Source organism: Marinobacterium lutimaris, from assembly GCF_900108065.1.
Classification (GTDB): domain Bacteria; phylum Pseudomonadota; class Gammaproteobacteria; order Pseudomonadales; family Balneatricaceae; genus Marinobacterium_D; species Marinobacterium_D lutimaris.
Window position 1 is genome coordinate 177,210 of record NZ_FNVQ01000006.1, and the last position, 21,054, is coordinate 198,263.

The following is a 21,054-nucleotide window of genomic DNA, read 5'->3' on the forward strand; positions in this document are numbered from 1 at the left end:
CGGTTCCGTAGAAACCTTTAAGAGGTAACCAAGATGGCTATGACTGTTCATTGCGATATCGTGAGTGCCGAAGAAGAGATCTTCTCAGGCCTGATCGAATTCGTCTCCGCAACAGGTAGCCTGGGTGACCTGGGTATTTTCCCGGGTCACGCTCCGCTTCTGACGGAACTGAAACCAGGCCCTGTCGAGCTGCGCAAGCAGGGCGGTGAGGAAGACGTGTTCTACGTGTCCGGTGGTTTCCTTGAAGTACAGCCGCACAAGATTACGGTACTGGCAGATACTGCTGCCCACGCCGCTGATCTGAGTGAGGCCGCTGCTATCGAGGCCAAGAAACACGCAGAGCATGCAATGGCTGACAAGTCTGGCGAGTTTGAATACTCCCGGGCCGCCGCTCAGCTGGCGGAAGCTGCCGCGCAGCTCCGCACACTGCAGCAGATTCGTCGCAAATCGGGCAAATAAGCTCGTTGCAGCGATCAGGAAAGGCAGCTTCGGCTGCCTTTTTTATTTTTCCCTTCCGTTAAACTTTCCCCAGCACATGAAAGGGATTACCCAGTTGAGGTAATCTGCACCTGAGGCTCCTCCGTTCGTTACCGGGTCAGGGAATTGTCGCCGTGCCAGCAAAAGGGAAACTGCTCAAATTACTCACCTATGCCGTTATCGCCGTCGTTGCGCTGGTGTGGGTGCTTCGCTTCGATATCAAAGCCGCGCGGGACGATGCCCCGCCTCAGCCCGAGACTGAAGCCGCCAGTCTGATCTCCGTGCAGTTCAGCGAAAGTCGCGCGCTACCCTACACCAAAACCCTGGAGATACAGGGCCAGGTTGAACCTAACTACTCGGTTGATCTGCGTGCCGAAGTGGCAGCGCGCGTGCTGTCGCTGCCGGTAAGCAAGGGTGACCAGGTTGCCGAGGGGGACCTGCTGTTGCAGCTGGATCAGGATGCACGCAAGGCCCAGTTGGCTCAGGCCGAAGCGGACCTGCACTACAAACAGCAGGACCTGAGCGCCAATCAGCGTCTGGTGGATGCCGGTGGCAGTACGCGCAGTGATGTGCTGCGCCTGGCCAGCGAAGTAGCCGATGCAAAGCTGGTGCTGGAGGAGGCTCGTCTGGGGCTCTCCCGTACCCGTCCCGTTGCGCCGTTCAGCGGTGTTGTCGACCGCCTCGATGTGGACCCCGGCGATTACCTGAGTATCGGTGACAGCTGGGGACGCCTGGTGGACATCAGTACTCTGAAGGTTCGCGCCTGGGTGGCGCAGCAGGATGTGGCCGAACTGGCACTGGGCCAGAAGGTGAGGGTGCGTCTACTCGATGGCAGCCTTCTTGAGGGCGAGCTGAACTTTATCGCTTTCAGCGCCGACGAAGAGACTCGCAGCTACCAGATCGAAGCGATCGTACAGAACCCGGATGCCCGCCGTATCGCCGGTGCGAGTGCGTCGATGACTATCGATACCGGTGAGGTACAGGCACACCGGTTATCGGCGGCACTGCTGACGCTGGATGACCATAACCAGGTTGGCGTGAGAGTACTGGACGCCGACAACCGTGTTCATTTCCGCCCGGTGAAACTGCTCAGTGGCGAGATGACTCAGGCCTGGGTATCCGGGCTTGAGGAAGAGGAACGCCTGATTACCCTGGGTGCCGGTTTTGCCGAAGAGGGCCAGCAGGTCAATCCGGTCCCGCTTGAAGAGAGCGTGGAGCAGGGAAGCCGCTGATGAAAGCCCTGATCGAAGCCGCAATCGCCCGGGCCCGGGCGTCGGTACTGCTGCTGGTGCTGATTATCGCTGGCGGTCTGGTTGCCTTTCAGACCCTGCCGCGTGAGGCCAACCCCGATGTCACCATCCCCTATATCTATGTCTCGGTAACCCTGGATGGCGTCAGCCCCGAGGATGCCGAGCGTCTGCTGGTGCGGCCGCTGGAGCAGGAGCTGCGCTCGCTGGAGGGGATCAAGGAGATGACCTCCTTCGCCGCCGAGGGCCACGCCTCGGTGCTGCTGGAGTTCGATGCCGGCTTCGATCCGGACCTGGCGCTGCAGGATGTGCGCGACAAGGTGGACACGGTGAAAAGCGATCTGCCCTCGGAAGCGGACGAGCCCAGTGTCGATGAGATCAACATTTCCGAATTTCCTGTGCTGACTCTGGGGTTGTCGGGACCGATCGCGCCGGAGCAGATGGTCTATATCGCCCGGCAGCTACGCGACCATATCGAGGCGATTCCTGAGGTGCTCGAGGTCGATATCGGCGGTGATCGCGAGGATCTCCTGGAGATCACCGTGGATCCGCAGGTGCTGGCCGGCTACGGCGTCGATTACTCGAGCCTCTATTCGCTGGTCAGCAATAACAACCGCCTGGTGGCGGCTGGCAGCATCGACACCGGCTCCGGGCGACTGACGCTGAAGGTCCCCGGCGTGATCAGTGATCTTGAAGACCTGATGAGCATGCCGGTGAAGGTGGATGGCGATTCGGTGGTGACCTTTAACGAGGTGGCCAGCGTGCGCCGCACCTTCAAGGATCCCACCGGTTTCGCCCGCCTTAACGGCCAGCCGGCGCTGGTGCTTGAGGTATCAAAACGGGCAGGCGCCAATATTGTCGAGACCATCGATCAGGTAAAAGCCCTGCTGGCCGAGGCCGAGCCGTCGCTGCCGCAGGCGCTGAAGATCACCACGATCACCGATCAGTCCACCGAGGTGCAGGATCTGCTCACCGACCTGCTTAACAACGTGCTGACGGCGGTGATCCTGGTGCTGCTGGTGATGCTGGTGGCGATGGGCCCAAGGCCTGCGCTGCTGGTGGGGCTGACGATCCCGGGAGCCTTCCTGGCCGGGCTGCTGATGATCCAGCTGCTCGGTTTCACGCTGAACATTATCGTGCTGTTCTCGTTGATCCTGGTGGCGGGGATGCTGGTGGATGGCGCTATCGTCGTCTCTGAACTGGCGGATCGTAATCGGGAGCAGGGGCTCAATCCCAGCGCTGCCTGGAGCCAGGCGGCTATCCGCATGTCCTGGCCGGTGATCGCCTCTACGGCCACCACCCTGATGGTGTTCCTGCCGCTGCTGTTCTGGCCGGGTATCGTCGGTGAGTTTATGAAATACCTGCCGGCCACGGTGATCGTCTGCCTGCTGGCTTCGCTGGCGATGGCGCTGGTGTTTCTGCCGGTGCTGGGGAGTCTCGCCGGCGGCAAGGGCGCGGCGAAGCCACCGCAGCAGAACAGTCTGTCGCGTCGCTACCGCGCCTTTCTCGCCGCTCTGCTAAAGCGTCCTGCGCTGGCACTGGCGGCCAGCCTGGTTGTGATGCTGCTGGTGTACCTCACCTATGTCCGTTTCAATCACGGCGTGGAGTTCTTCCCGGAAACCGAGCCGGAATCCGCCCAGGTGCTGGTGCATGCCCGTGGGGATCTGTCGGTTTATGAGCGCGATGAACTGGTGCAGCGCGTGGAGCAGCGTCTGATGGGGATGCCGGAGATCGAGGCGCTTTACGCTCGCTCCCAGGTCAGCGCCGACAGCCAGCAGCAGGAGGATGTGATCGGAGTGTTGCAGTTCCAGTTTATCGACTGGGAGCAGCGCCGCCCGGCCACCCTGATTCTGCAGGATATGCAGCAGAGAACCGCGGATATGGCCGGTCTCAGTCTGGAGTTTCGCAAACAGGAGGATGGCCCCACCGAGGGCAAGCCGGTGCAGCTGCATTTTGTATCCAACGACAGCGAAGCCAGCTCCCGCGCCGTGGACCAGGTGCGCTTGCAGATGCAGCAGCTGGGCGGCTTTATCGATATCGAGGATGACCGCACCCTGCCGGGCATCGAATGGCGCCTGAACGTGGACCGCGAGGCGGCGGCGCGTTTCGGTGCCGACGTGGCCAGTATCGGCAACGCCATCCAGCTGGTGACCCAGGGACTGCTGCTGACCACCTACCGGCCGGCGGATGCCGATGACGAGGTGGATATCCGCGTGCGCCTGCCGCGGGACAAGCGCACCCTGGATCAACTGCGGCAGCTGACGCTGAACACCAGCCGAGGCCAGGTGCCCCTGTCGCTGTTTGTCACCCTGGAAACGGCGCAGAAAACCGGCGTCATCAATCATCGCGATGGCTCCCGTACGCTGACCCTGGAAGCCGATCTGGCCGAAGGCTACCGCCTGGATGAGCGCCTGGCGGCGCTGTCAGCGGCGGTAGATGATCTGCCGGAAGGTGTTGAGCTGGAGGTAGCCGGTGAGCAGGAGGATCAGCAGGAGGCGGCCACTTTCCTTGTTGGCGCTTTCCTGGTGGCGCTGCTTCTGATGACGCTGATCCTGGTGGTGCAGTTCAACAGCTTTTACCAGACGCTGCTGGTGCTGTCGGCGATCGTGTTCTCCACCGCCGGCGTGCTGATCGGGCTGCTGGTGAACCAGCAGTCGTTCGGCATCGTCATGGTGGGTATGGGCGTCATCGCCCTGGCGGGGATCGTGGTGAACAACAACATCGTCCTGATCGATACCTACAACCAGCATATCAACGACGGTTATTCACCCTTTGATGCGGCGCTGGAGACCGGCTGCCTGCGCCTGAGGCCAGTGCTGCTGACCGCACTGACCACGGTGCTCGGTTTGATGCCGATGGTACTGGGCATCAACGTGAACCTGCTGGAGCCCAGCCTGGGGCTGGGCGCTCCGTCGACGCAGTGGTGGACCCAGCTTTCCAGCGCTATCGCCGGTGGTCTCGCCTTTGCGACCTTCCTGACGCTGCTGCTGACTCCCTGCATGCTGGTGCTGGAGTCCAACCTGCGCCAGTGGCTGCGCCGTCGCCTGGCGGGTTAGTAAAACCAGCTATCAGTAGCCAACGGTAAAGCGAGACTTCAGATTAGCCGGTTTTTCCAGCTCATCGACCAGGGCGATGGCGAAGTCCTCGAAGGAGATGCTGGAGCCGTTCTCGTTGACCAGCAGCTCGTCTTTGCCGAGGCGGAAGCTGCCGGTGCGCTCACCGGGCACGAACATCGCTGACGGCGACAGGAAGGTCCACTCCAGATCGTCCACCTGCTTCAACTGATCGAAGAAGACCGCGCCGGCACTGGCTTCGGGTTTGTATTCTTCCGGGAAGTCCGGCTGATCGATAACGCGTTCGCCGTTGGGCACCAGCAGGGAACCTGCACCGCCGACCACCAGGTAGCGCTTCACGCCGGATCCGCGCACCGCTGCGACCAGGGTGTCAAAGTCGGCATCGAGAAAACGTACGGCGCTGATCACCGCATCATGGTCGCGCAGAATATCTGCCAGGGCGGCGCTGTCATTGAGGTCAGCGGCAACGCTGCTGACGCCCTCAAGCGCCGGGATTTTGTCGATATGGCGGGCAATGGCAGTGACCTTATGGTGACGGTCGCTGAGTTCTTTCAGGAGGCGGCTGCCGACATTGCCGGAGGCGCCGATAAGAGCAACATTAGGCATGGTATTTCTCCACAAAGGGCTAGGTTTTTTGGTAGTCTATTTTGTAGACCTATGGCTAACCTTAGGCCTGTAGAGATCAGCAAACAAGAAGTCACCCGAGCCTGACCAGGTCACTGCGCGCTGACCTGCTGTGTTGCTGGGATAAACCGCAATCGCGCGCAGGCCAGAGTAAGCCGTCAATAAATCTTTCTGAGGAGGTAGACGCATGCCCCTTTCCAAGAGCCTGAACTTTGAGCAGCCCTGCCCGATACGCGATGTACTCGACCGTATCGGCGATCAATGGAGCCTGCTGGTGCTGCACTCGCTGCAGGGGGAGCCGCGCCGCTTTAACGAGTTGCTGCGCGAGATCGGTGATATCTCCAAGCAGATGCTGTCGAAAACACTGAAACGTCTGGAGCAGGATGGTTTTGTCACCCGCACACTCTATGCCGAGGTGCCGCCCAGGGTGGAATACGCGCTGACCGAGCTGGGCAGTTCTTTTCTGGTGCCTATGCAGCAGTTGGTGGACTGGGCGAAAGCGAACCATGGCGGCATCGTTGAGGCGCGCCAGACCTACACGCCCGCCGACAACAGCTGGCAGCAGCCGCGCTGAGACAGTCGCTGCGAAGTGCTAGAGCAGGCGCCAGAGAGTATCGAAGACGATCTGCTGCGCGGCGGCCACCTCCCGGGAGTCGATCACCACGGCGGTGGGGTAGTTGTCCGAGGCCAGCGAGATGATCGCGCAGCGGGGCGGGTAGATTGCGATATAGGCGGCATCCACCGGCCCCTCGGTGCGGATCCATTTACGCTCCGACAGTTCGGCACTTTCACCGCCATCGCCGATGGCGATAACGCGAACCCGGATATTGCGGGCGATCCGCTGGGCGGTAAAGGTGGGAAAGGGGCGGTAGAGGTGCGGCCGGATCGGCTTTGACGAGAATACCGAGTAGACCGGATTCTCTTCTGCGCTGACACGATTGAGGATATCGCGCAGTACCTGCTCGATACCGGCGTCGCCCTCGAAAAACTGTACGTTGGCGGCGCTGAAGTCGGGTTTGAGGTGATGCAGATCGGGAATGATCCGGTTTTTCAGCTGTCCCATCGCCAGCTCGAGCCGCTTCTGCTTCTCTTCGGCCAGCTGCAGCAGCACCTCCGGTTCGCGGGCGCTGAAGTAACGTCGTCGTCCTTTCGGCAGATAAGTGACAACGCCCTGTTGCTGCATCGCTTTCAGGCACTCGTAAGTGGTGCCGCGATTGACGCCGGCGCGTTCGGCTATAGTACGTATGGCGCTTGGCCCGAGGGCCAGCAGAGCACGGTAGATGGCGACGGAGCGCGCGTCGAGGCCAAGCTGGGAGAATATCTCCTGATCCATTTTGTCAATTTTCCTATGACAAAAGCTATTGGAACGATTCTGCGCATTCTGTAAATTGCGGTCAAATTGAGAATACCGGATCGATGTCCAGATTCAGGAGCGAATCTGTATATCGATCCACCACACGGGAAAACCGATGAAGATTGATGTTGTGATTCTGGCGGCGGGCCAGGGCAGTCGAATGAAATCCTCCCTGCCGAAGGTGATGCACCCGGTCGGCGGCAAGCCGATGGTGCAGCACGTGATCGATGCCGCCCGCGCACTGGAAGGCGATGTACACCATCATGTGGTCGTCGGTCATGGCGCTGACCGGGTGCGCGAAGCCCTGGCGAGTCAGCCGCTTCACTTTGCTCTGCAGGCGGAACAGCTCGGTACCGGCCATGCGGTGGCCCAGGCGATGCCTGAGATCGATGAAGAGAGCCAGGTACTGGTGCTGTACGGCGATGTGCCGCTGATCGCCGCTGAAACCCTGGATGCGCTGGCGCATATCTCCGCCCGCGGACACCTGGGGCTGCTCACCGTCACCCTGGACGACCCCACCGGCTATGGCCGCATCCTGCGCAACGATGTGGGCGAGGTCACCGCCATTGTCGAGCATAAGGATGCCAGCGAAGCGCAGCGCGCGGTGCGCGAGGTGAATACCGGTATCCTGTCGCTGCCGGCGCGCTACCTGCATGAATGGCTGCCGCTGCTCTCCTCCGATAACGCCCAGGGCGAGTATTACCTCACCGACGTGATTGCCATGGCGGCGGAAAGCGGCGTGCGCATCGAGGCGATCCAGCCGCAGCATGAGCAGGAGGTGCAGGGCGTCAACAACCGTTCACAGCTGGCGGCTCTGGAGCGCTGGTATCAGCGTAACCTGGCGGAACAGCTGATGGCCGATGGCGCGACCCTGGCCGATCCCGCCCGTGTCGATATCCGTGGCTCAGTGACAGTGGGGCCGGACTGTTTTATCGATATCAATACCCTGTTCCAGGGCAAGGTCGAGCTGGCCGAGAACGTTCATATCGGCCCCAACTGCGTGATCATCGACAGCCGCATCGGCCCGGGCACCCGGATCGAGGCGAACTCCATTGTTGAGGGCACCGTTGTCAGTGCCGAGGCGAGCGTAGGGCCCTTTGCCCGCCTGCGTCCAGGCACAGAGCTGGCCGAGCGTACCAAGGTCGGCAACTTCGTCGAAACCAAGAAGGCGGTGATCGGCGAGGGCAGCAAGATCAACCACCTCAGCTATGTCGGCGATGCCAGGGTCGGCAGGGACGTTAACGTGGGTGCGGGCACCATTACCTGCAACTACGATGGCGTCAATAAATCCCTGACAGAGATCGGCGATGGTGCCTTTATAGGCTCCAACACCGCGTTGGTGGCGCCGGTCAGCGTCGGCAAAGGTGCCACCGTGGGCGCTGGTTCAACGGTCACCAGGCCGGTGGATGATGAGGAGCTGGCCGTGGCCCGTGGCAAACAGAAGAACATTCAGGGCTGGAAACGGCCGCAGAAGCGCAGCTAAGGAGCAGATCAGATGTGTGGAATCGTAGGCGCCGTTGCTGCGCGCCAGGTATCGGGAATCCTGCTGGAAGGACTACGTCGCCTTGAGTATCGCGGTTATGACTCCGCCGGTATGGCGCTCTGGGATCAGGGCCATATCGAGCGGGTACGCCGTATCGGCAAGGTACAGGCGCTGGCCGAGGGGCTGCAACAGCATCCGCTCAAAGGCACCCTGGGCATCGCCCACACCCGCTGGGCCACCCACGGTGCCCCCGCTGAGCGTAACGCCCATCCGCACATGTCCGGCGAGCGTCTGGCGGTGGTGCATAACGGCATTATTGAGAACTTCGAGCTCCTCAAGGAGGAGCTGATCGACTCGGGTTACCAGTTCAGCTCCGAAACCGATACCGAAGTCGTTGCGCACCTGATCGACCGCGAGGTGCGCTCCGGCGAGACGCTGCTCGATGCCATGCGCAACGCCATGGCACGGCTTGAGGGAGCCTTCGCCCTGGGCGTTATCCATATGGATTATCCGGATCAGCTGCTCACCGCCCGCAAGGGCAGCCCGCTGGTGATCGGCGTGGGTATCGGCGAGAACTTTATCGCCTCGGATCAGCTGGCGCTGCTGCCGGTGACCGACCGTTTCATGTTCCTGGAAGATGGCGATATCGCCTGCCTGACACCGGAAAAGATCAGCGTCTGGGATAGCGCCAACCATCCGGTTGAACGCCCCGTCAGCCGTTTCGAGCATGGTGCCGGCAGCGCCGAGAAGGGCGAGTTCAAGCACTTCATGCTCAAGGAGATCTACGAGCAGCCTGCGGTGATGAAGGCGGTGCTCGAAGGCCGTATCAACAAGGGACACCTGCTGGAGCAGGCGTTCGGCAGCGAGGCGGGCGCGCTGTTTGATCAGGTGAAACAGGTGCAGATCATCGCCTGCGGCACCAGTTACCACGCCGGCATGATCGCCAGCTACTGGATCGAGCAGCTGGTGGGAATTCCCTGCCGCGTGGAGGTGGCCAGCGAATTTCGCTACCGCCCGGTGGTGATGCCCCAGGGCACGCTGCTGCTGACCCTGTCTCAGTCCGGCGAAACCGCCGATACCCTGGCGGCCCTGCGTGAAGTGAAGGACCGGGTGATCGGCACCCTGGCGATCTGCAACGTGCCGGGCAGCTCCCTGGTGCGCGAATCCGACCTGTCGCTGATGACCAATGCAGGCCCCGAGATCGGCGTGGCGTCCACCAAGGCGTTTACCTCCCAGCTGGTGGCGCTGATGCTGACCACCCTGGCACTGGGACGTCGTACCGGCCTCAGCGCCAAGCGCGAGCAGGAGATCCTGGCCGAGCTGCAGCAGCTGCCCGAGCTGCTTGAAAAGCTGCTGGCGCTGGACCCTGAGATCGAGGCGATGTCCGCGGCGTTTGCCGAGAAACACAACGCCCTGTTCCTGGGCCGTGGCACTCTTTATCCGGTAGCGATGGAGGGCGCGTTGAAGCTCAAGGAGATCTCCTACATCCACGCCGAGGCCTACCCGGCCGGCGAGCTCAAGCACGGGCCGCTGGCGCTGGTGGACAAGGATATGCCGGTGGTTACCGTGGCGCCGAACAACGCCATGCTGGACAAGCTCAAGGCGAACCTGCAGGAGGTGCGCGCCCGCGGCGGCGAGCTATTCGTCTTTGCCGGACAGGATCAGAGTATCAAGCAGCAGGATGGCATCTCGGTAATTCGCCTGCCGGCGATCCCGACGCTGCTGGAACCGATCGCCTATACGCTGCCGCTGCAGTTGCTCTCCTACCACGTAGCGGTGCTCAAGGGCACCGATGTGGATCAGCCGCGTAACCTGGCCAAGTCCGTTACCGTGGAGTGATCCAGCGCGCAGCTCTTCTGAACACTGCCTTGAAAGGCAGGTTGTTCAGGAGGGCTGTGTAGCTTCCTGTGTAGTTTCTTGTGTAGTTTCTGGCCGGATTCTCAGGCTGGCCTCCAGGTGAGTGATCAGCGCCTGCACTTTCACCGAATGTTCCCGGTTTTTCTGCCAGACGATATGCAGCGGCAATCCCTCAATGGCCAGCTGCGGCATTATCGGTACCAGGCTGCCGCTGCTGATCTGCGGCTCCACCAGCCAGGTGGCCAGTTGCGCAACTCCCATACCCGCCTCGACGGCCGCCACCTGCGCCTCGGCCTCGCCGACGATTAAACGCCCTTCCACCTGTTGCCGCGATACCCGCGAATGCTCACCCCTGATCCGCCAGGGACCGACGCTGCCATCGCCCCTGGCGTAAAGCACGGCGTCGAGCTCAAGCAGCTGCTCGAGAGTCTCGGGCGTGCCATTGCGCGCAAGAAAGCCGGGCGATGCGCAGAAGATCAGCTCCTCATGGCCGAGATAGCTGTGTCCGACGGAGCTGGGCCAGGAGTCGCTGCCGCCTATTCTTACCGCCAGGTCCAGGCCATCCTCGGCCAAGTCGACAAAACGATCGGTAAAGGAGATCTGCGGCCTGACCTGGGGGAGCTGTTTGGCGAACTCCAGCAGTGCCGGCAGTGCCTGCAGCCGGCCGAAGGTGGAGGGGAGGCCGATGCTGAGGCGTCCCGAGGGGATCGGCTCTGCGGCTGCCAGGCGGTGTTCTATCTCTTCGACCTCATCCAGCACTCGCCGGCAGACCTGGTAAAAGGCATGGCCGGCATCGGTCAGCTCCAGGCGACGTGTGGTTCTGTCGAACAGCTGCTTTTGCAGCCGCTCCTCGAGCCTTGCCACCGCTTTGCCCACCGCAGAGTTGGTCAGGCTCAGCCGTTCGGCGGCAGCGGTAAAGCTGCCGGCATCCGCCACGGTGACAAAGGTATCCAGGCCTTTCAGGCGTTCAGAAGATCTCATGGTCGATAGTAGGTGGAATTAAATTCCAGAATAGTCAGGAAATAATATCGAAGAGTAGACGTTAGATCCAATATAGAATGGGCGCAAATTTTTAAGTCATTAAACTGCTAAGCCTTTAAACGCCTGGGCCTTCAAACCCCTCAGTTTTCAAAACGCTAAGCCTTCAAACCACTAAGTCATCAAATCAGCGAGCCATATCGTTTCAGACGCTACGCATTAAGCGTCTCGTGTAAGGCCTTTCAATTAAGGAGTTTCGTACCATGTCTACAAGTCGTGCGCTGGAGGGAGAAGTCCCGGCGCAGGGGGATGCCTCCCACGGCAACGCGTTATCCATCGTTATTCTTGCGGTGGCGGCGTTCGTTATTGTCACCACGGAGTTTTTGATTGTCGGTCTCCTGCCGGCGTTGTCCCGGGATCTGGGTATCTCCGTGGCCACCGCCGGGCAGCTGGTTACCCTGTTTGCCGTCGTGGTAATGCTCTGCGGCCCCTTTTTGACCGCCACGCTGGCGCACCTGAACCGCAAGAAGCTGTTTATCTCCATCCTGTTGCTGTTTACCGGCGCCAATGCGCTGGCGGCAGTCGCGCCCAATATCTGGGTGCTCTCTCTGGCGCGTCTGATCCCGGCGATGGCACTGCCGCTGTTCTGGGGGACGGCCAGTGAGACTGCGGCGCAGATCGCCGGCCCCGAGCGGGCGGGCAGGGCGGTGTCCCAGGTATATCTGGGTATCTCCGCGGCCATGCTGCTCGGTATTCCTCTGGGCACCCTGGCCGCCGATGCCATCGGCTGGCGTGGTGCCTTTGCGCTGCTTGCGGCGCTGTCGCTGCTGATTGCGCTGCTGATCTACCTGAGCATGCCGACGGTGAAGACCAACGAGCGCGTGGCTGCCTCGCACCAGGCGCGTATTCTCAAAGATCCCTATTTCCTCGGTAATGTGGCGCTGTCGGTGCTGGTATTTACCGCGATGTTTGCCGGCTATACCTACCTGGCCGAGGTGCTCGAGTCCTCCGCCGGCATCGCTTCCGGCCAGGTCGGCTGGTGGCTGATGGGGTTTGGTGCTGTGGGCCTGATCGGTAACTGGCTGGGCGGTCTCTGGGTAGACCAGAAGCCGCTGCTGAGCACCGCGCTATTCTGCCTGCTGCTGGCGCTGGGTATGGCCGGGAGCATGGCGCTGGTGGAAGCTCCCTTGTGGTTCGCGCTGGCGCTGGGTGTCTGGGGTATCGCCAACACGGCGCTCTATCCGCTCTGTCAGGTACGGGTAATGAAAGCGGCCTCGGGGGCTCAGGCGCTGGCGGGTACTATCAATGTTTCCGCGGCGAATGCCGGGATAGCGCTGGGCGCGATAATCGGTGGCGTGGCCATCTCTGTCTGGGGTGTGGCCAATATTGGCTACCTGTCTGCAGCGCTTGCTCTCGCGAGTGCCGTCGTCGCTCTGCTGGTATCCCGGCTTAAGCCGGCCTGAGCATAAGCCCGCGGGTTCTGGCCCGCGGCCTCAGGGTGTTGGCGGTAGCTCGAGCCATAGATTCAGGGCTTCGCTGATACGTTGTACTGACAATGGTTTGGTCAGGAAGTCGTTCATTCCTGCGTCCATGCAGGCCTGGCGGTCCTCCTCCATGGCGTTGGCGGTCATGGCGACAATCGGGATCTGGCGATAGGCCTTGTCCCGCGCCGCCCGGATCGCGCGAGTCGCCTCGACGCCGCTCATCACCGGCATCTGCATATCCATAAACACCAGGTCGTAGCGCTTCTGCTCCAGGGCATCGACGCCTTCCTGGCCGTTGTTCGCCACATCCACCTGGCAGCCCAGCTTTTTCAGCAGACCAACGGCAACCTTCTGGTTGATCAGGTTGTCCTCCACCAGCAGTAGCTGCGGCGGCGATATCTGCTCTCCGGCCTCCGATATGGGACCGGTCTGCACGGCAGCACTTCCCTGTGTGGGCCCTGATTGTGGTTCTGGATCGGGCTCTAAGTGCGGTTCTGCAGGCCGTTGAGGCGCTGTATCCAGGGTATCGGCAACAACCTGCTGGCTCAGGGTGAAGCGGGCGGTAAACCAGAAACGGGAGCCCTTGCCCTGCTCACTCTCAACGCCGATATCGCCGCCCATCATGTCGCTGAGTCGCTTGCAGATCGCAAGGCCCAGTCCGGTACCGCCGTGGGTGCGGGTGGTCGATGAGTCCACCTGGGAAAACTGCTGGAACAGGCGGTCGAACTTGGCGCGGGGAATACCGATTCCGCTGTCGCTGACGATAAATTTCAGCAGTACGCTGTCGCCGTTGCGCGCAAGTGTTTCGACCTCGACGCGCACCTGTCCTGCCTCGGTGAACTTGATCGCGTTGCCGGTCAGATTGTTGAGTATCTGGCGCAGCCTGCCGGGATCACCGCACAGCAGTCGCGGCACATTGGCGGATATCGCAAAGCTGAACTCCAGCCCTTTTTGCTGTGCCGCCAGTGTCAGGGTCTGGGCAAAGTGGTCAAGCAGAGTGTAGAGGTCGAAATCGATCTGCTCTATATCCAGCTTGCCCGCCTCGATCTTGGAGATATCGAGGATATCGTTGAGCAGCACCAGCAGCGCGTCGGCACTGTGCTGAATCGTGTGCGCATAGTCCTGCTGCTCGCAGTTCAGGCCGCTTTGCAGCAACATCGTATTCATGCCGATGATGCCGTTCATCGGTGTGCGGATCTCGTGGCTCATGGTGGCGAGAAACTCGCTTTTCGCCCGGCTGGACTGCTCGGCCGCCAGTTTGGCATCAACCAGCTCACGCTCCACCAGCTTGCGCTCGGTGATATCGCGCAGGATGGCGATGCACATCAGCCCGTCGGCGGTTTCATAGGGCGAGAGTGCCACCTCGATAGGAAACTCGCGCCCCTGTTTGTCCTCGGCAAACAGGGAGGAGGTCTGACTGCCCATCTGTCGTACCCTGGGAGCCGCAAAAAAGCTGGCCAGGTGCGCGGCGTGTCCGCTGCGCAGGCGCTCGGGCAGCAACATGCTGATATCCCGCCCGATAAACTCCTCCTTGGTGTAGCCGAACAGCTCGCTGGCGCGTCGGTTAACCACCTTTATGCGGCCGCTTCTGTCCACTGTGAACAGAGCATCGGGGGTCGATTCCACCAGGCCGGTCAGCAGCACCTCACGGCCTTTTATCTCCTCCAGCAGTTCAGTGATCCGGCCGGCACTCTCGAAGCGCGCCTGACTCTCACGGTGCACGGTAATCAGCATCATGCCGATCATGATGAACACGGCCAGACCGATCACCAGCGACAGGGTGACCGGGTCGAAGCCGTTGCTTACCGTTTGGCTCAGGTTGCCGATCTCGAAATAGGCCGCGGTCATCGCTGTGTAGTGCATTCCGGACACGGCCAGGCCCAGCACCAGGGCGGAGAGCAGCAGGCTGATCTGCCCCGGCAAACGCAGCTGCCCGAGTACCCCGGTACGCAGCCAGAAAGCGGAAATTGAGAGCAGCACTGCGACGAGGATGGAGAGGGTAAACAGACCCGGGTCGTAGCGCAGATAGGCGTCCATGCGCATCGCTGCCATGCCAGTGAAGTGCATCAGCCCTATGCCGCCGCCGAACAGGGTGCCGCCCAGCAGCAGGTCGCGCTTGCGTGATTGACCGGCGGTGATAAAGCGCAGCGCGTAGATACCGGCGAGAACGCCGGGCACCATCGACAGGGCGGTGGCCCAGGGGCCGTAACTGATATTGCAGGGCAGGGAAAACCCCAGCATACCGATAAAATGCATCGACCAGATGCCGACACCAAAGCCGATGCCGCCCAGAATCAGCAGCATCCTGCGGCTGCGTCCCGGAGCGGCCTGTTCGGACAGTTGCACCACCAGCAGCGACACATAGGCGGCAAACACCGCGATGGCGATAGAAAGAGCCACCAGTCCGGGGTCGTATTGACCGACGTACAGACGGCTGGGGTCGGGTGTGCCGGTCAGAAAAGACAGAGGCTGAAAGTGTATGTCCATGATGGTGTGTTCCCGCGAATCGTTCTCTCCCGCCTGCGCATGCAGCGCCATCGCCGGCTTAAAACATGCACGCAGCAGGCTAGTTTAAAAAGTTCGCTTGGTTCATCATGTGGAAATAGCGGATCTGAGCATATTTTTCTAATTATTCCTCGCTCTCAAAGACTGACACTGCGTTAGTTCAAGATAGACCTGTTCGGGCGAAGCTGGGTCTTGCGCTAAAAATATACAAATTCTCTTATAAAGTGTATCTGGACGGTAACATTTATGATGAAATATTCATCAGAGGTTATCATTCATCCCCTGCCTCTTGGCGCTTTTGCCGTTTTGGCGGGGAACTTGCTTATCTTCATACCGCTCCTAATGGGACGGGTCCTCTATCGAGTCGACCACCGGCTGATCTTCTGCAAAAGGTTTTATACATGACGGAAAAGTTTATACGCGACGCGCTGATTCTCTGGACCACCATCGATCCGATCGGCACGCTGGCGATCTTTTCCGCGCTGACAGCCCATATGACGGCCACCGCAAGGCGCCGTACGGCCATCAAGGCCACGATCTATGCCACTGTTATCCTGTTCTTCTCCATCGTCGTGGGTCAGCTGCTGCTGTCCGCCATGGGCATCCGCCTGATCTCGCTGCAGCTCGCGGGTGGTCTGATCCTGTTCCTGTTCGGTCTGAAGATGATCTTTGGCGATATGAACAAGGATGCGCGCAAGGTGGAGGATGCGGGGCACGATATCGCGGTGTTCCCGCTGGCGGTGCCCTCCATCGCCACGCCGGGCGCGATCATGGCGGTGATCCTGATGACCGATAACCATGTCTACTCCATCCCCACCCAGATCGGCACCACGCTGATCATGCTGGCGATCATGCTGGTGACCTTCCTGCTGATGCTGGCGGCGGGGCCGATTATCCGGGTGATCGGTAATAACGGTTCGGCGATCCTGGTGAAGGTGATGGGGATGATCCTGACCGCGCTTTCCATCGAGTTCGTGATGGAGGCGCTGAAAATTTCCCAGTGGATCGGCGGCGACTCAATTACATCCGCCGGTTGAGCCAATAGAGCGACGTGCAAAGCGTCAGTGTCGTTCAGCCGGGTATCCGGGTTTACTCTGGGGTGAGGGTGGTGAACTTGGGCTCCGGGCGGCTCCAGAGCCAGCTGGCGACCAGGATCATGCTGCTCATTGCCAGGCAGACCCAGAGACCGAAGCCCAGCGTCAGGGCCAGAATCAGACCGCTGAGCGCCATGCTCAGGCTGGCGAGCCATTTGGCCCGGCGCGGTACTGCGCGCTGTTCCTGCCAGTTTCTCAGGTGTTCGCCGTAAACCGGATGGTTGAGCAGCCAGTCGTGCAGCTGTGGCCAGCCCCGGGCGGCGGCCCAGAGGGCCAGCAGCAGAAAAACGGTGGTGGGCATGCCGGGCAGCACCGCGCCGATCATCCCCAGGGCCACGAACAACAGGGCGAGCAGTCGCCACGCCAGCCTGATCAGCATCGACTCAGGCGCCGGCCGTTTTAGTGGCATTCTGTTCCAGAGGCATCAGAGTTCCAAAGGCATTAAAGTTTCGGCGTTGGCGAATACAAAGGCGAGCGCATTTTCCGCACCCTTCATCGCTTCACCGCGCTGCTCGTCGCTCAATGGCAGAGCATCCAGCTGCTGTTTGAAATTGAGCCAGTGGCGACCGCGGCCGTCGGCGTGACCGGCCAGATGTCGTGCACCCTTCTCCTCCGAGAGTCCCAGATCCTTCTTGGCGTGACGCAGCAGGATAGCAGCGCCCAGGGATGAGCCCTGGTGGGCGTAAAGCCAGCCGATCGCCTCTGCATCGCTAATCGGATGAGAGTCAGCCGCCTGCTGACGGTCGCACTCGATCTGCTCGTCGGGCAGGGATAGATCGGCGCAGTCCTGCAGAATTGGCTCCAGCCTGCCGCGCTGCTCAAGATCCGGCAGCCACTGCTTGAGCTGCTCGCGCTGATAGAGCGAAGCGGTGGCGTAGTTCAGCCGCAGCTGCATACGCAGGAAGGGCAGATAGCGCTCGATAGCGCCAAAGGGCTCAAACTCCATGATGCGGCGGTCCAGCCGTTCATGGGTGCCGGAGGTGTGTGATTTCAGTGCCTCGCTCAGCGGCGCCTGGGCGGTTTGTGTCTGTTCCATCGGGTGATCCTCGATCCATATCCTTGGGGTCTATATCTGATTAACGAACGAGGCGGGTCATATCCGTAATCAGCCGGCCCGGTTTTCATCGCGAAGCGCCCGCAGCTGCTTGCGGTAACGCGACTTTTCACTGGCCTTGCCCCAGGCGTCGTAGAGCGTTATCAGGTTATTCAGCACCGTCTCCAGCGCCGCCGTATCGGCATTTGCCCGGCGCAGTAGCTGCAGGGATTGGACGAAATGGGGTTCGGCGTCGCTGTAGGCTTTTTGCTGATAGAGCAGGGCGCCGATACGGCCCTCGGTATTGCCACGCTGGATAAGATCGGCGTTGCCTGACGCCTGCGCAGCGTCCTGCTTAGAGTCCTGCTCTGGCCCCGGCATCAGTGCCAGGCTCTGGCGGAAGTAGTCCAGCGCTTCGTCCCGCTGCTTTCTTATCTCACTGACAACACCCAGGTTGCCGAGGATCGCGGCCCGGGCGCTTTGGCTTTGCGCCGTCTCGCTGGCCCCGGTGTCGCCCAGCCGCTCCAGCCGGGCCAGAGCGTCTTGCAGCAGTTGCTCGGCCTTGTCGATTTCATCCTCTTTCGCTTCACCGCCCTGCAACATCGATTGCGCCTGCACATAGAGGTTGATCACGCCGGCCAGCGACAACTCGCCGGAGCGTTCGCGGATCTGCTGGGCCTCGGCACGCAGCGCGACGCTGTCCTGCTGCGGCAGCTGCTCTTCGATGAGCTGGGCCATCCGCTCCAGGGTCTCGGCGCGGCGGGTATCCTCTTCCGACAGGGTGTGGGACTCCCTGTCGCGCTGTTGCTCCAGCACGGCGAGCGCCTCACTGGCGGCGCCTCGGGCGCTGTAAAGCTGCGCCAACTGGTAGCTCAGCTGGCGCCGGTTTTCCTGAAAAGAGTTATAGAAGTCGCTCTCTGCCGAGGTCTCCAGCGCGCTGCGTGCGACCTCGATGGCTGCCTCGGGTTGACCCTGCTGCAGCAGCGCGCTTAACCCCAGTGCGCCCTGTAGCCGGGCTGCCATCTGCTCTGGGTGTTGCCGGTAGATCGCCAGCGCCTGGCGGTAGGCATCGATCGCTTTGTCCGTCTGGCCCGCGCTTTCAGCCAGGCCCGCCAGGTTCAGCAGCAGCCGGGCCTGGGCCACACTATCGCTGCCGCGGGCGCGCCCGTTCAGCACGAGTGCCCGCTGTTGGGTTTCCAGGGCGCTGTCGCTCTGGCCCTGCGCCATCTGTACATAGGCCAGCAGGCTCAGGCTTGCGGCCTCAAAGGCGGCGCCATTATCGGCCCTGCGTGCCCGGGCGATGGCGCGTTGCAGCAGGGTCTCGGCCTTGGCGTAGTCGCCGCCCTGGTAGGCGGCCTGTGCCTGCTGCTGCAGTGGCTGCCAGTTATCCGCAGCGTCGGCGTTGAGGCACAGCAGTATCAGTAATGCGGCGAAAAAAGAGGTGCGAATCATCATGGTCAGAAGCGTTTTTCCAGTTTCAGGCTGACGCGGTTCTGGTCGTAGTTGTAGAGCCAGTCCACGTTGCTGTCGTTACTGCGGTGGGTGAGGTTCAGGCTGGGGTAGAAGCCGGCCAACTCAAGCCGCGGCGCTTTCAGGATCAGGGTGTAGTTCTGCTCGGTGTCACTGCGCTTCTCGCCGAGGATGGGGCTGTAGCTGGCGTACTCGCGCTGGCGCCGGGAAACCAGCAGGGTGGCATCGATACCGACGTCAAACTGCTTGGAGGCACCGACCCTGAGCCCCGGCTGGCGGTAGGCGTAGATCGATTCACTGGCCTGGCGATAGAGCCAGTCGACCCCGGCGAACAGCACCCAGTTGTCCGGCAGCTGATGCCAGTAGGTGGCGTTGGCCGAATAGGAGGGGCCGTTGTAATGGCGGTAGCGCTCGCTGCGGTAGTCCAGGTATTGGTACTCGCCCTCCAGCTTGAAAAACTGCGTCGGCGAGAGGTGGCGCATCCACTCCGCATGCAGGCCCCAGGCGCCGTAAAGGCTGTCGTTGGCGTAGCGCGAAAACTCGAACGAGGGGGCGATGCGGATCTGGTCATCCAGATCCTGGTAGCGATAACCGAACTCTGCGGTCAGGGTGCTCTCGTCGTAGTCGGGCGTTTCCTCGTAGCTCTGGCCGTAAAGCAGCGAGCGGAAATAGACGCCGTGGTGGCCCGACAACGGCATCTGTTTGTTGAGCGTGGCCTCGTAATCGATCCCTGTCGATGTGACCGCATCCGGTATCCGGCGCTCGTAGAAACATTGGCCGGCGTAGGAAAGCAGGCAGGTGCGGCTTTCGGATGACTGGTTGAGGTTGTCGTTCCAGGTCGGTCCGAACGCGATGGAGCCGTTCCAGGCACGGCGCTGCGTCAGCGCGGCGCGAAAGTGCCCGACGGTGCTGCGTACGCCGTCCTGGCGCCTGTCCAGCGGATCCAGGCTGAGCTCTATCTGTTTGAACAGCGTCTCGGCCTCTGCATCCTTGTGGTTTTCAAACAGTATCCGTGCAAGCTCCAGGCGGGCGGGCAGAAAGCCGGGGTTCAGCTCCAGCAGGCGGCGATACTGCTGCTCGGACTCTTCCATATCGCCGCGCACCCGCGCCAGGGCGCCACGGGCGTAGGCCAGCAGCAGCGGGTCGGCGTTGGGCAGGGTTTCATACTCCTGCATAAAGGCGAGTACGGCGCTCCACTGCTTGCGCTGCAGCGACAGATAGATGGCGCGGCCCAGGTCGCTGGCGTTTTTACCCACGGAGTAGCGCTTGCCATCGATCACAAGTTGGGGCCGTTTGCCGGGCAGGTAGTCCTCATCGGCCAGCAGCTCACGTTCGGTCTCGCGGTTCTGGCGCTCGATGGACTGGTTCAGCCGCAGCTGGGTATCGAGATCGTCGGCCCAGACCGGAGTCAGGGGGCAAACGGCGATAAGGGCGGCGAGAGTGGCCGGTTTGCAGCTGCGGCAGATTGAAACTGGGAGCATGTTGATCATCTATGCCATAACGCGGAAAAAGCCGGGCAGCAACGCTGCCCGGCCCGGGACACTGCGGTATTCAGCCGCGCTTACTGCTGGGAGCCACCGAAGGCGGTGTCAAAGTCGGTACCGGCAAAGTCTACGATGCCGGCGAGGTCCGCCTGGCCGTTGTAGAACTGGGCGGAGACTTCGCCGCCAGTGACCAGGCTGCCGTTGAAGTTACCGAAGGCACCATTGCCGCTGACAGACGCATCGTTGTTGATTGTGGCCGTTCCAATGGAAACCTGGGTGTTAGCGTTGGCCAGGGTTCCGGTCAGGGTGCTGGCGCCGAAATCGGCGGTGAACTGGCCGGACAGCGCGTTGCTACCGCTGAAGTTGTTAAGGCCGGTTACGGCATAGGTAGCGGTGCCGGCGCTTGGTACAGCGGTATCCGCATTGGAGCCGGAGTAGTAGACGGTACGGGTGGCGTCGCTGTTGCCGTAGGCGGACCACTCACCGAACCAGACATCGCTGCTGCCCACCTGGGCGAAGTTGAATACGCCGAGGCTGTCATGATCTTCCGGCGCGCCGGAGTAGGGGAAGTTCAGGGTATAGACGCCGTTGGTTGGAGTGCCTCCGTACGAGGTAAGCCCGCCAAAGTCGACAAATTGATTGATGCCCGTGGAGTTTACGGCGACACCCGCCATTCCTGCCGTATGAGGCCCAAAAGGAACGGTGGATGCACTGATCGCTACGTTCGATGTATTGGTCGATCCCCCGACCACATCCGCCTGAACGGCACCGGCCAGTGCCAGGGAAGCCAGGGTCAGTGCAACTGCGTTTGCCAGTTTTAGCTTATGCATGGTGTTACTCCTTTCAATTCCATTTAAGGTGTTGGATTACCACGATTGGTGAGCATCCCT

17 protein-coding genes are annotated in these 21,054 nt (G+C 61.3%); 8 read left to right on the plus strand and 9 right to left on the minus strand.

Going from position 1 to position 21,054, the window contains the following annotated elements; genetic code table 11:
• The first annotated feature begins 33 nt into the window (after positions 1-33).
• The 3 genes from C4S72_RS22295 to C4S72_RS22305 all read left to right on the plus strand — a co-directional run bounded on the left by C4S72_RS22295 (position 34) and on the right by C4S72_RS22305 (position 4,780).
• On the plus strand, positions 34-459 hold the full coding sequence (locus C4S72_RS22295) for a F0F1 ATP synthase subunit epsilon (protein ID WP_104005404.1): 426 nt from the start codon (positions 34-36) through the stop codon (positions 457-459).
• A gap of 152 nt (positions 460-611) precedes the next feature.
• Positions 612-1,709, plus strand: a complete 1,098-nt coding sequence (locus tag C4S72_RS22300) for an efflux RND transporter periplasmic adaptor subunit (RefSeq protein ID WP_160115573.1) — start codon at positions 612-614, stop codon at positions 1,707-1,709.
• On the plus strand, positions 1,709-4,780 hold the full coding sequence (locus C4S72_RS22305; RefSeq protein ID WP_104005406.1) for an efflux RND transporter permease subunit: 3,072 nt from the start codon (positions 1,709-1,711) through the stop codon (positions 4,778-4,780). The genes C4S72_RS22300 and C4S72_RS22305 overlap by 1 nt, the downstream gene beginning before the upstream one ends.
• 12 nt (positions 4,781-4,792) lie before the next feature.
• Here C4S72_RS22305 and C4S72_RS22310 read toward each other — a convergent pair whose 3' ends face one another.
• Positions 4,793-5,404, minus strand: coding sequence for an NAD(P)-dependent oxidoreductase (locus C4S72_RS22310; RefSeq protein WP_104005407.1), 612 nt, complete (start codon positions 5,402-5,404; stop codon positions 4,793-4,795).
• Positions 5,405-5,609: 205 nt separating this feature from the next.
• Here C4S72_RS22310 and C4S72_RS22315 point away from each other — a divergent pair, with 205 nt between their 5' ends.
• A complete protein-coding gene (locus C4S72_RS22315) occupies positions 5,610-5,996 on the plus strand; it encodes a winged helix-turn-helix transcriptional regulator (RefSeq protein ID WP_104005408.1) in 387 nt (128 codons plus the stop codon).
• A gap of 18 nt (positions 5,997-6,014) precedes the next feature.
• Here the strand turns inward: C4S72_RS22315 and C4S72_RS22320 are convergent, their stop codons facing one another.
• Complete coding sequence (locus tag C4S72_RS22320; protein ID WP_104005409.1) at positions 6,015-6,755, minus strand: TrmB family transcriptional regulator; 741 nt, start codon at positions 6,753-6,755, stop codon at positions 6,015-6,017.
• Between the two features lie 136 nt (positions 6,756-6,891).
• Here C4S72_RS22320 and glmU point away from each other — a divergent pair, with 136 nt between their 5' ends.
• Both glmU and glmS read left to right on the plus strand, forming a co-directional pair.
• Positions 6,892-8,259 (plus strand): bifunctional UDP-N-acetylglucosamine diphosphorylase/glucosamine-1-phosphate N-acetyltransferase GlmU, encoded by a 1,368-nt coding sequence (glmU, locus tag C4S72_RS22325; protein ID WP_104005410.1) that lies wholly within the window; start codon positions 6,892-6,894, stop codon positions 8,257-8,259.
• Positions 8,260-8,271: 12 nt separating this feature from the next.
• Entirely contained in the window at positions 8,272-10,098 is a 1,827-nt protein-coding gene (gene glmS, locus C4S72_RS22330) for a glutamine--fructose-6-phosphate transaminase (isomerizing) (protein ID WP_104005411.1), read from the plus strand.
• 45 nt (positions 10,099-10,143) lie between these two features.
• On the opposite strand, the gene C4S72_RS22335 is transcribed toward glmS, so the two are convergent.
• On the minus strand, positions 10,144-11,097 hold the full coding sequence (locus tag C4S72_RS22335; RefSeq protein ID WP_104005412.1) for a LysR family transcriptional regulator: 954 nt from the start codon (positions 11,095-11,097) through the stop codon (positions 10,144-10,146).
• Positions 11,098-11,357: 260 nt separating this feature from the next.
• On the opposite strand from C4S72_RS22335, the gene C4S72_RS22340 reads away from it, so the two are divergent.
• Positions 11,358-12,557, plus strand: a complete 1,200-nt coding sequence (locus tag C4S72_RS22340; protein WP_104005413.1) for an MFS transporter — start codon at positions 11,358-11,360, stop codon at positions 12,555-12,557.
• Positions 12,558-12,587: 30 nt separating this feature from the next.
• On the opposite strand, the gene C4S72_RS22345 is transcribed toward C4S72_RS22340, so the two are convergent.
• Positions 12,588-15,065, minus strand: a complete 2,478-nt coding sequence (locus tag C4S72_RS22345; RefSeq protein ID WP_160115574.1) for an MHYT domain-containing protein — start codon at positions 15,063-15,065, stop codon at positions 12,588-12,590.
• 419 nt (positions 15,066-15,484) lie between these two features.
• On the opposite strand from C4S72_RS22345, the gene C4S72_RS22350 reads away from it, so the two are divergent.
• Entirely contained in the window at positions 15,485-16,120 is a 636-nt protein-coding gene (locus C4S72_RS22350) for a MarC family protein (RefSeq protein ID WP_104005415.1), read from the plus strand.
• Positions 16,121-16,172: 52 nt separating this feature from the next.
• Here C4S72_RS22350 and C4S72_RS22355 read toward each other — a convergent pair whose 3' ends face one another.
• The 5 genes from C4S72_RS22355 to C4S72_RS22375 form a co-directional block, all read right to left on the minus strand.
• Complete coding sequence (locus C4S72_RS22355; RefSeq protein WP_235009239.1) at positions 16,173-16,586, minus strand: YbaN family protein; 414 nt, start codon at positions 16,584-16,586, stop codon at positions 16,173-16,175.
• A gap of 15 nt (positions 16,587-16,601) precedes the next feature.
• Positions 16,602-17,213, minus strand: coding sequence for a biliverdin-producing heme oxygenase (locus tag C4S72_RS22360; protein ID WP_104005416.1), 612 nt, complete (start codon positions 17,211-17,213; stop codon positions 16,602-16,604).
• 69 nt (positions 17,214-17,282) lie between these two features.
• Positions 17,283-18,665: a tetratricopeptide repeat protein gene (locus C4S72_RS22365; RefSeq protein WP_104005417.1), complete on the minus strand. Its 1,383-nt coding sequence runs from the start codon at positions 18,663-18,665 to the stop codon at positions 17,283-17,285.
• A 2-nt stretch (positions 18,666-18,667) separates the two neighbouring features.
• The gene (locus C4S72_RS22370) at positions 18,668-20,161 is read right to left on the minus strand and encodes a surface lipoprotein assembly modifier (protein WP_104005418.1); all 1,494 of its coding nucleotides are present in this window, start codon (positions 20,159-20,161) and stop codon (positions 18,668-18,670) included.
• 80 nt (positions 20,162-20,241) lie between these two features.
• Positions 20,242-20,994 (minus strand): Slam-dependent surface lipoprotein, encoded by a 753-nt coding sequence (locus C4S72_RS22375; protein ID WP_104005419.1) that lies wholly within the window; start codon positions 20,992-20,994, stop codon positions 20,242-20,244.
• Between the last annotated feature and the right edge of the window lie 60 nt (positions 20,995-21,054).

Bases quoted from the DNA above. Each gene is read 5' to 3' on its own strand.
- C4S72_RS22350 (WP_104005415.1), top strand. From the start codon at position 15,485: ATGACGGAAAAGTTTATACGCGACGCGCTGATTCTCTGGACCACCATC.
- C4S72_RS22370 (WP_104005418.1), bottom strand. From the start codon at position 20,161: ATGCTCCCAGTTTCAATCTGCCGCAGCTGCAAACCGGCCACTCTCGCC.
- C4S72_RS22335 (WP_104005412.1), bottom strand. From the start codon at position 11,097: ATGAGATCTTCTGAACGCCTGAAAGGCCTGGATACCTTTGTCACCGTG.
- C4S72_RS22315 (WP_104005408.1), top strand. From the start codon at position 5,610: ATGCCCCTTTCCAAGAGCCTGAACTTTGAGCAGCCCTGCCCGATACGC.
- glmU (WP_104005410.1), top strand. From the start codon at position 6,892: ATGAAGATTGATGTTGTGATTCTGGCGGCGGGCCAGGGCAGTCGAATG.
- C4S72_RS22320 (WP_104005409.1), bottom strand. From the start codon at position 6,755: ATGGATCAGGAGATATTCTCCCAGCTTGGCCTCGACGCGCGCTCCGTC.
- C4S72_RS22375 (WP_104005419.1), bottom strand. From the start codon at position 20,994: ATGCATAAGCTAAAACTGGCAAACGCAGTTGCACTGACCCTGGCTTCC.
- C4S72_RS22365 (WP_104005417.1), bottom strand. From the start codon at position 18,665: ATGATGATTCGCACCTCTTTTTTCGCCGCATTACTGATACTGCTGTGC.
- C4S72_RS22340 (WP_104005413.1), top strand. From the start codon at position 11,358: ATGTCTACAAGTCGTGCGCTGGAGGGAGAAGTCCCGGCGCAGGGGGAT.
- C4S72_RS22360 (WP_104005416.1), bottom strand. From the start codon at position 17,213: ATGGAACAGACACAAACCGCCCAGGCGCCGCTGAGCGAGGCACTGAAA.
- C4S72_RS22345 (WP_160115574.1), bottom strand. From the start codon at position 15,065: ATGGACATACACTTTCAGCCTCTGTCTTTTCTGACCGGCACACCCGAC.
- glmS (WP_104005411.1), top strand. From the start codon at position 8,272: ATGTGTGGAATCGTAGGCGCCGTTGCTGCGCGCCAGGTATCGGGAATC.
- C4S72_RS22310 (WP_104005407.1), bottom strand. From the start codon at position 5,404: ATGCCTAATGTTGCTCTTATCGGCGCCTCCGGCAATGTCGGCAGCCGC.
- C4S72_RS22355 (WP_235009239.1), bottom strand. From the start codon at position 16,586: ATGCCACTAAAACGGCCGGCGCCTGAGTCGATGCTGATCAGGCTGGCG.
- C4S72_RS22305 (WP_104005406.1), top strand. From the start codon at position 1,709: ATGAAAGCCCTGATCGAAGCCGCAATCGCCCGGGCCCGGGCGTCGGTA.
- C4S72_RS22295 (WP_104005404.1), top strand. From the start codon at position 34: ATGGCTATGACTGTTCATTGCGATATCGTGAGTGCCGAAGAAGAGATC.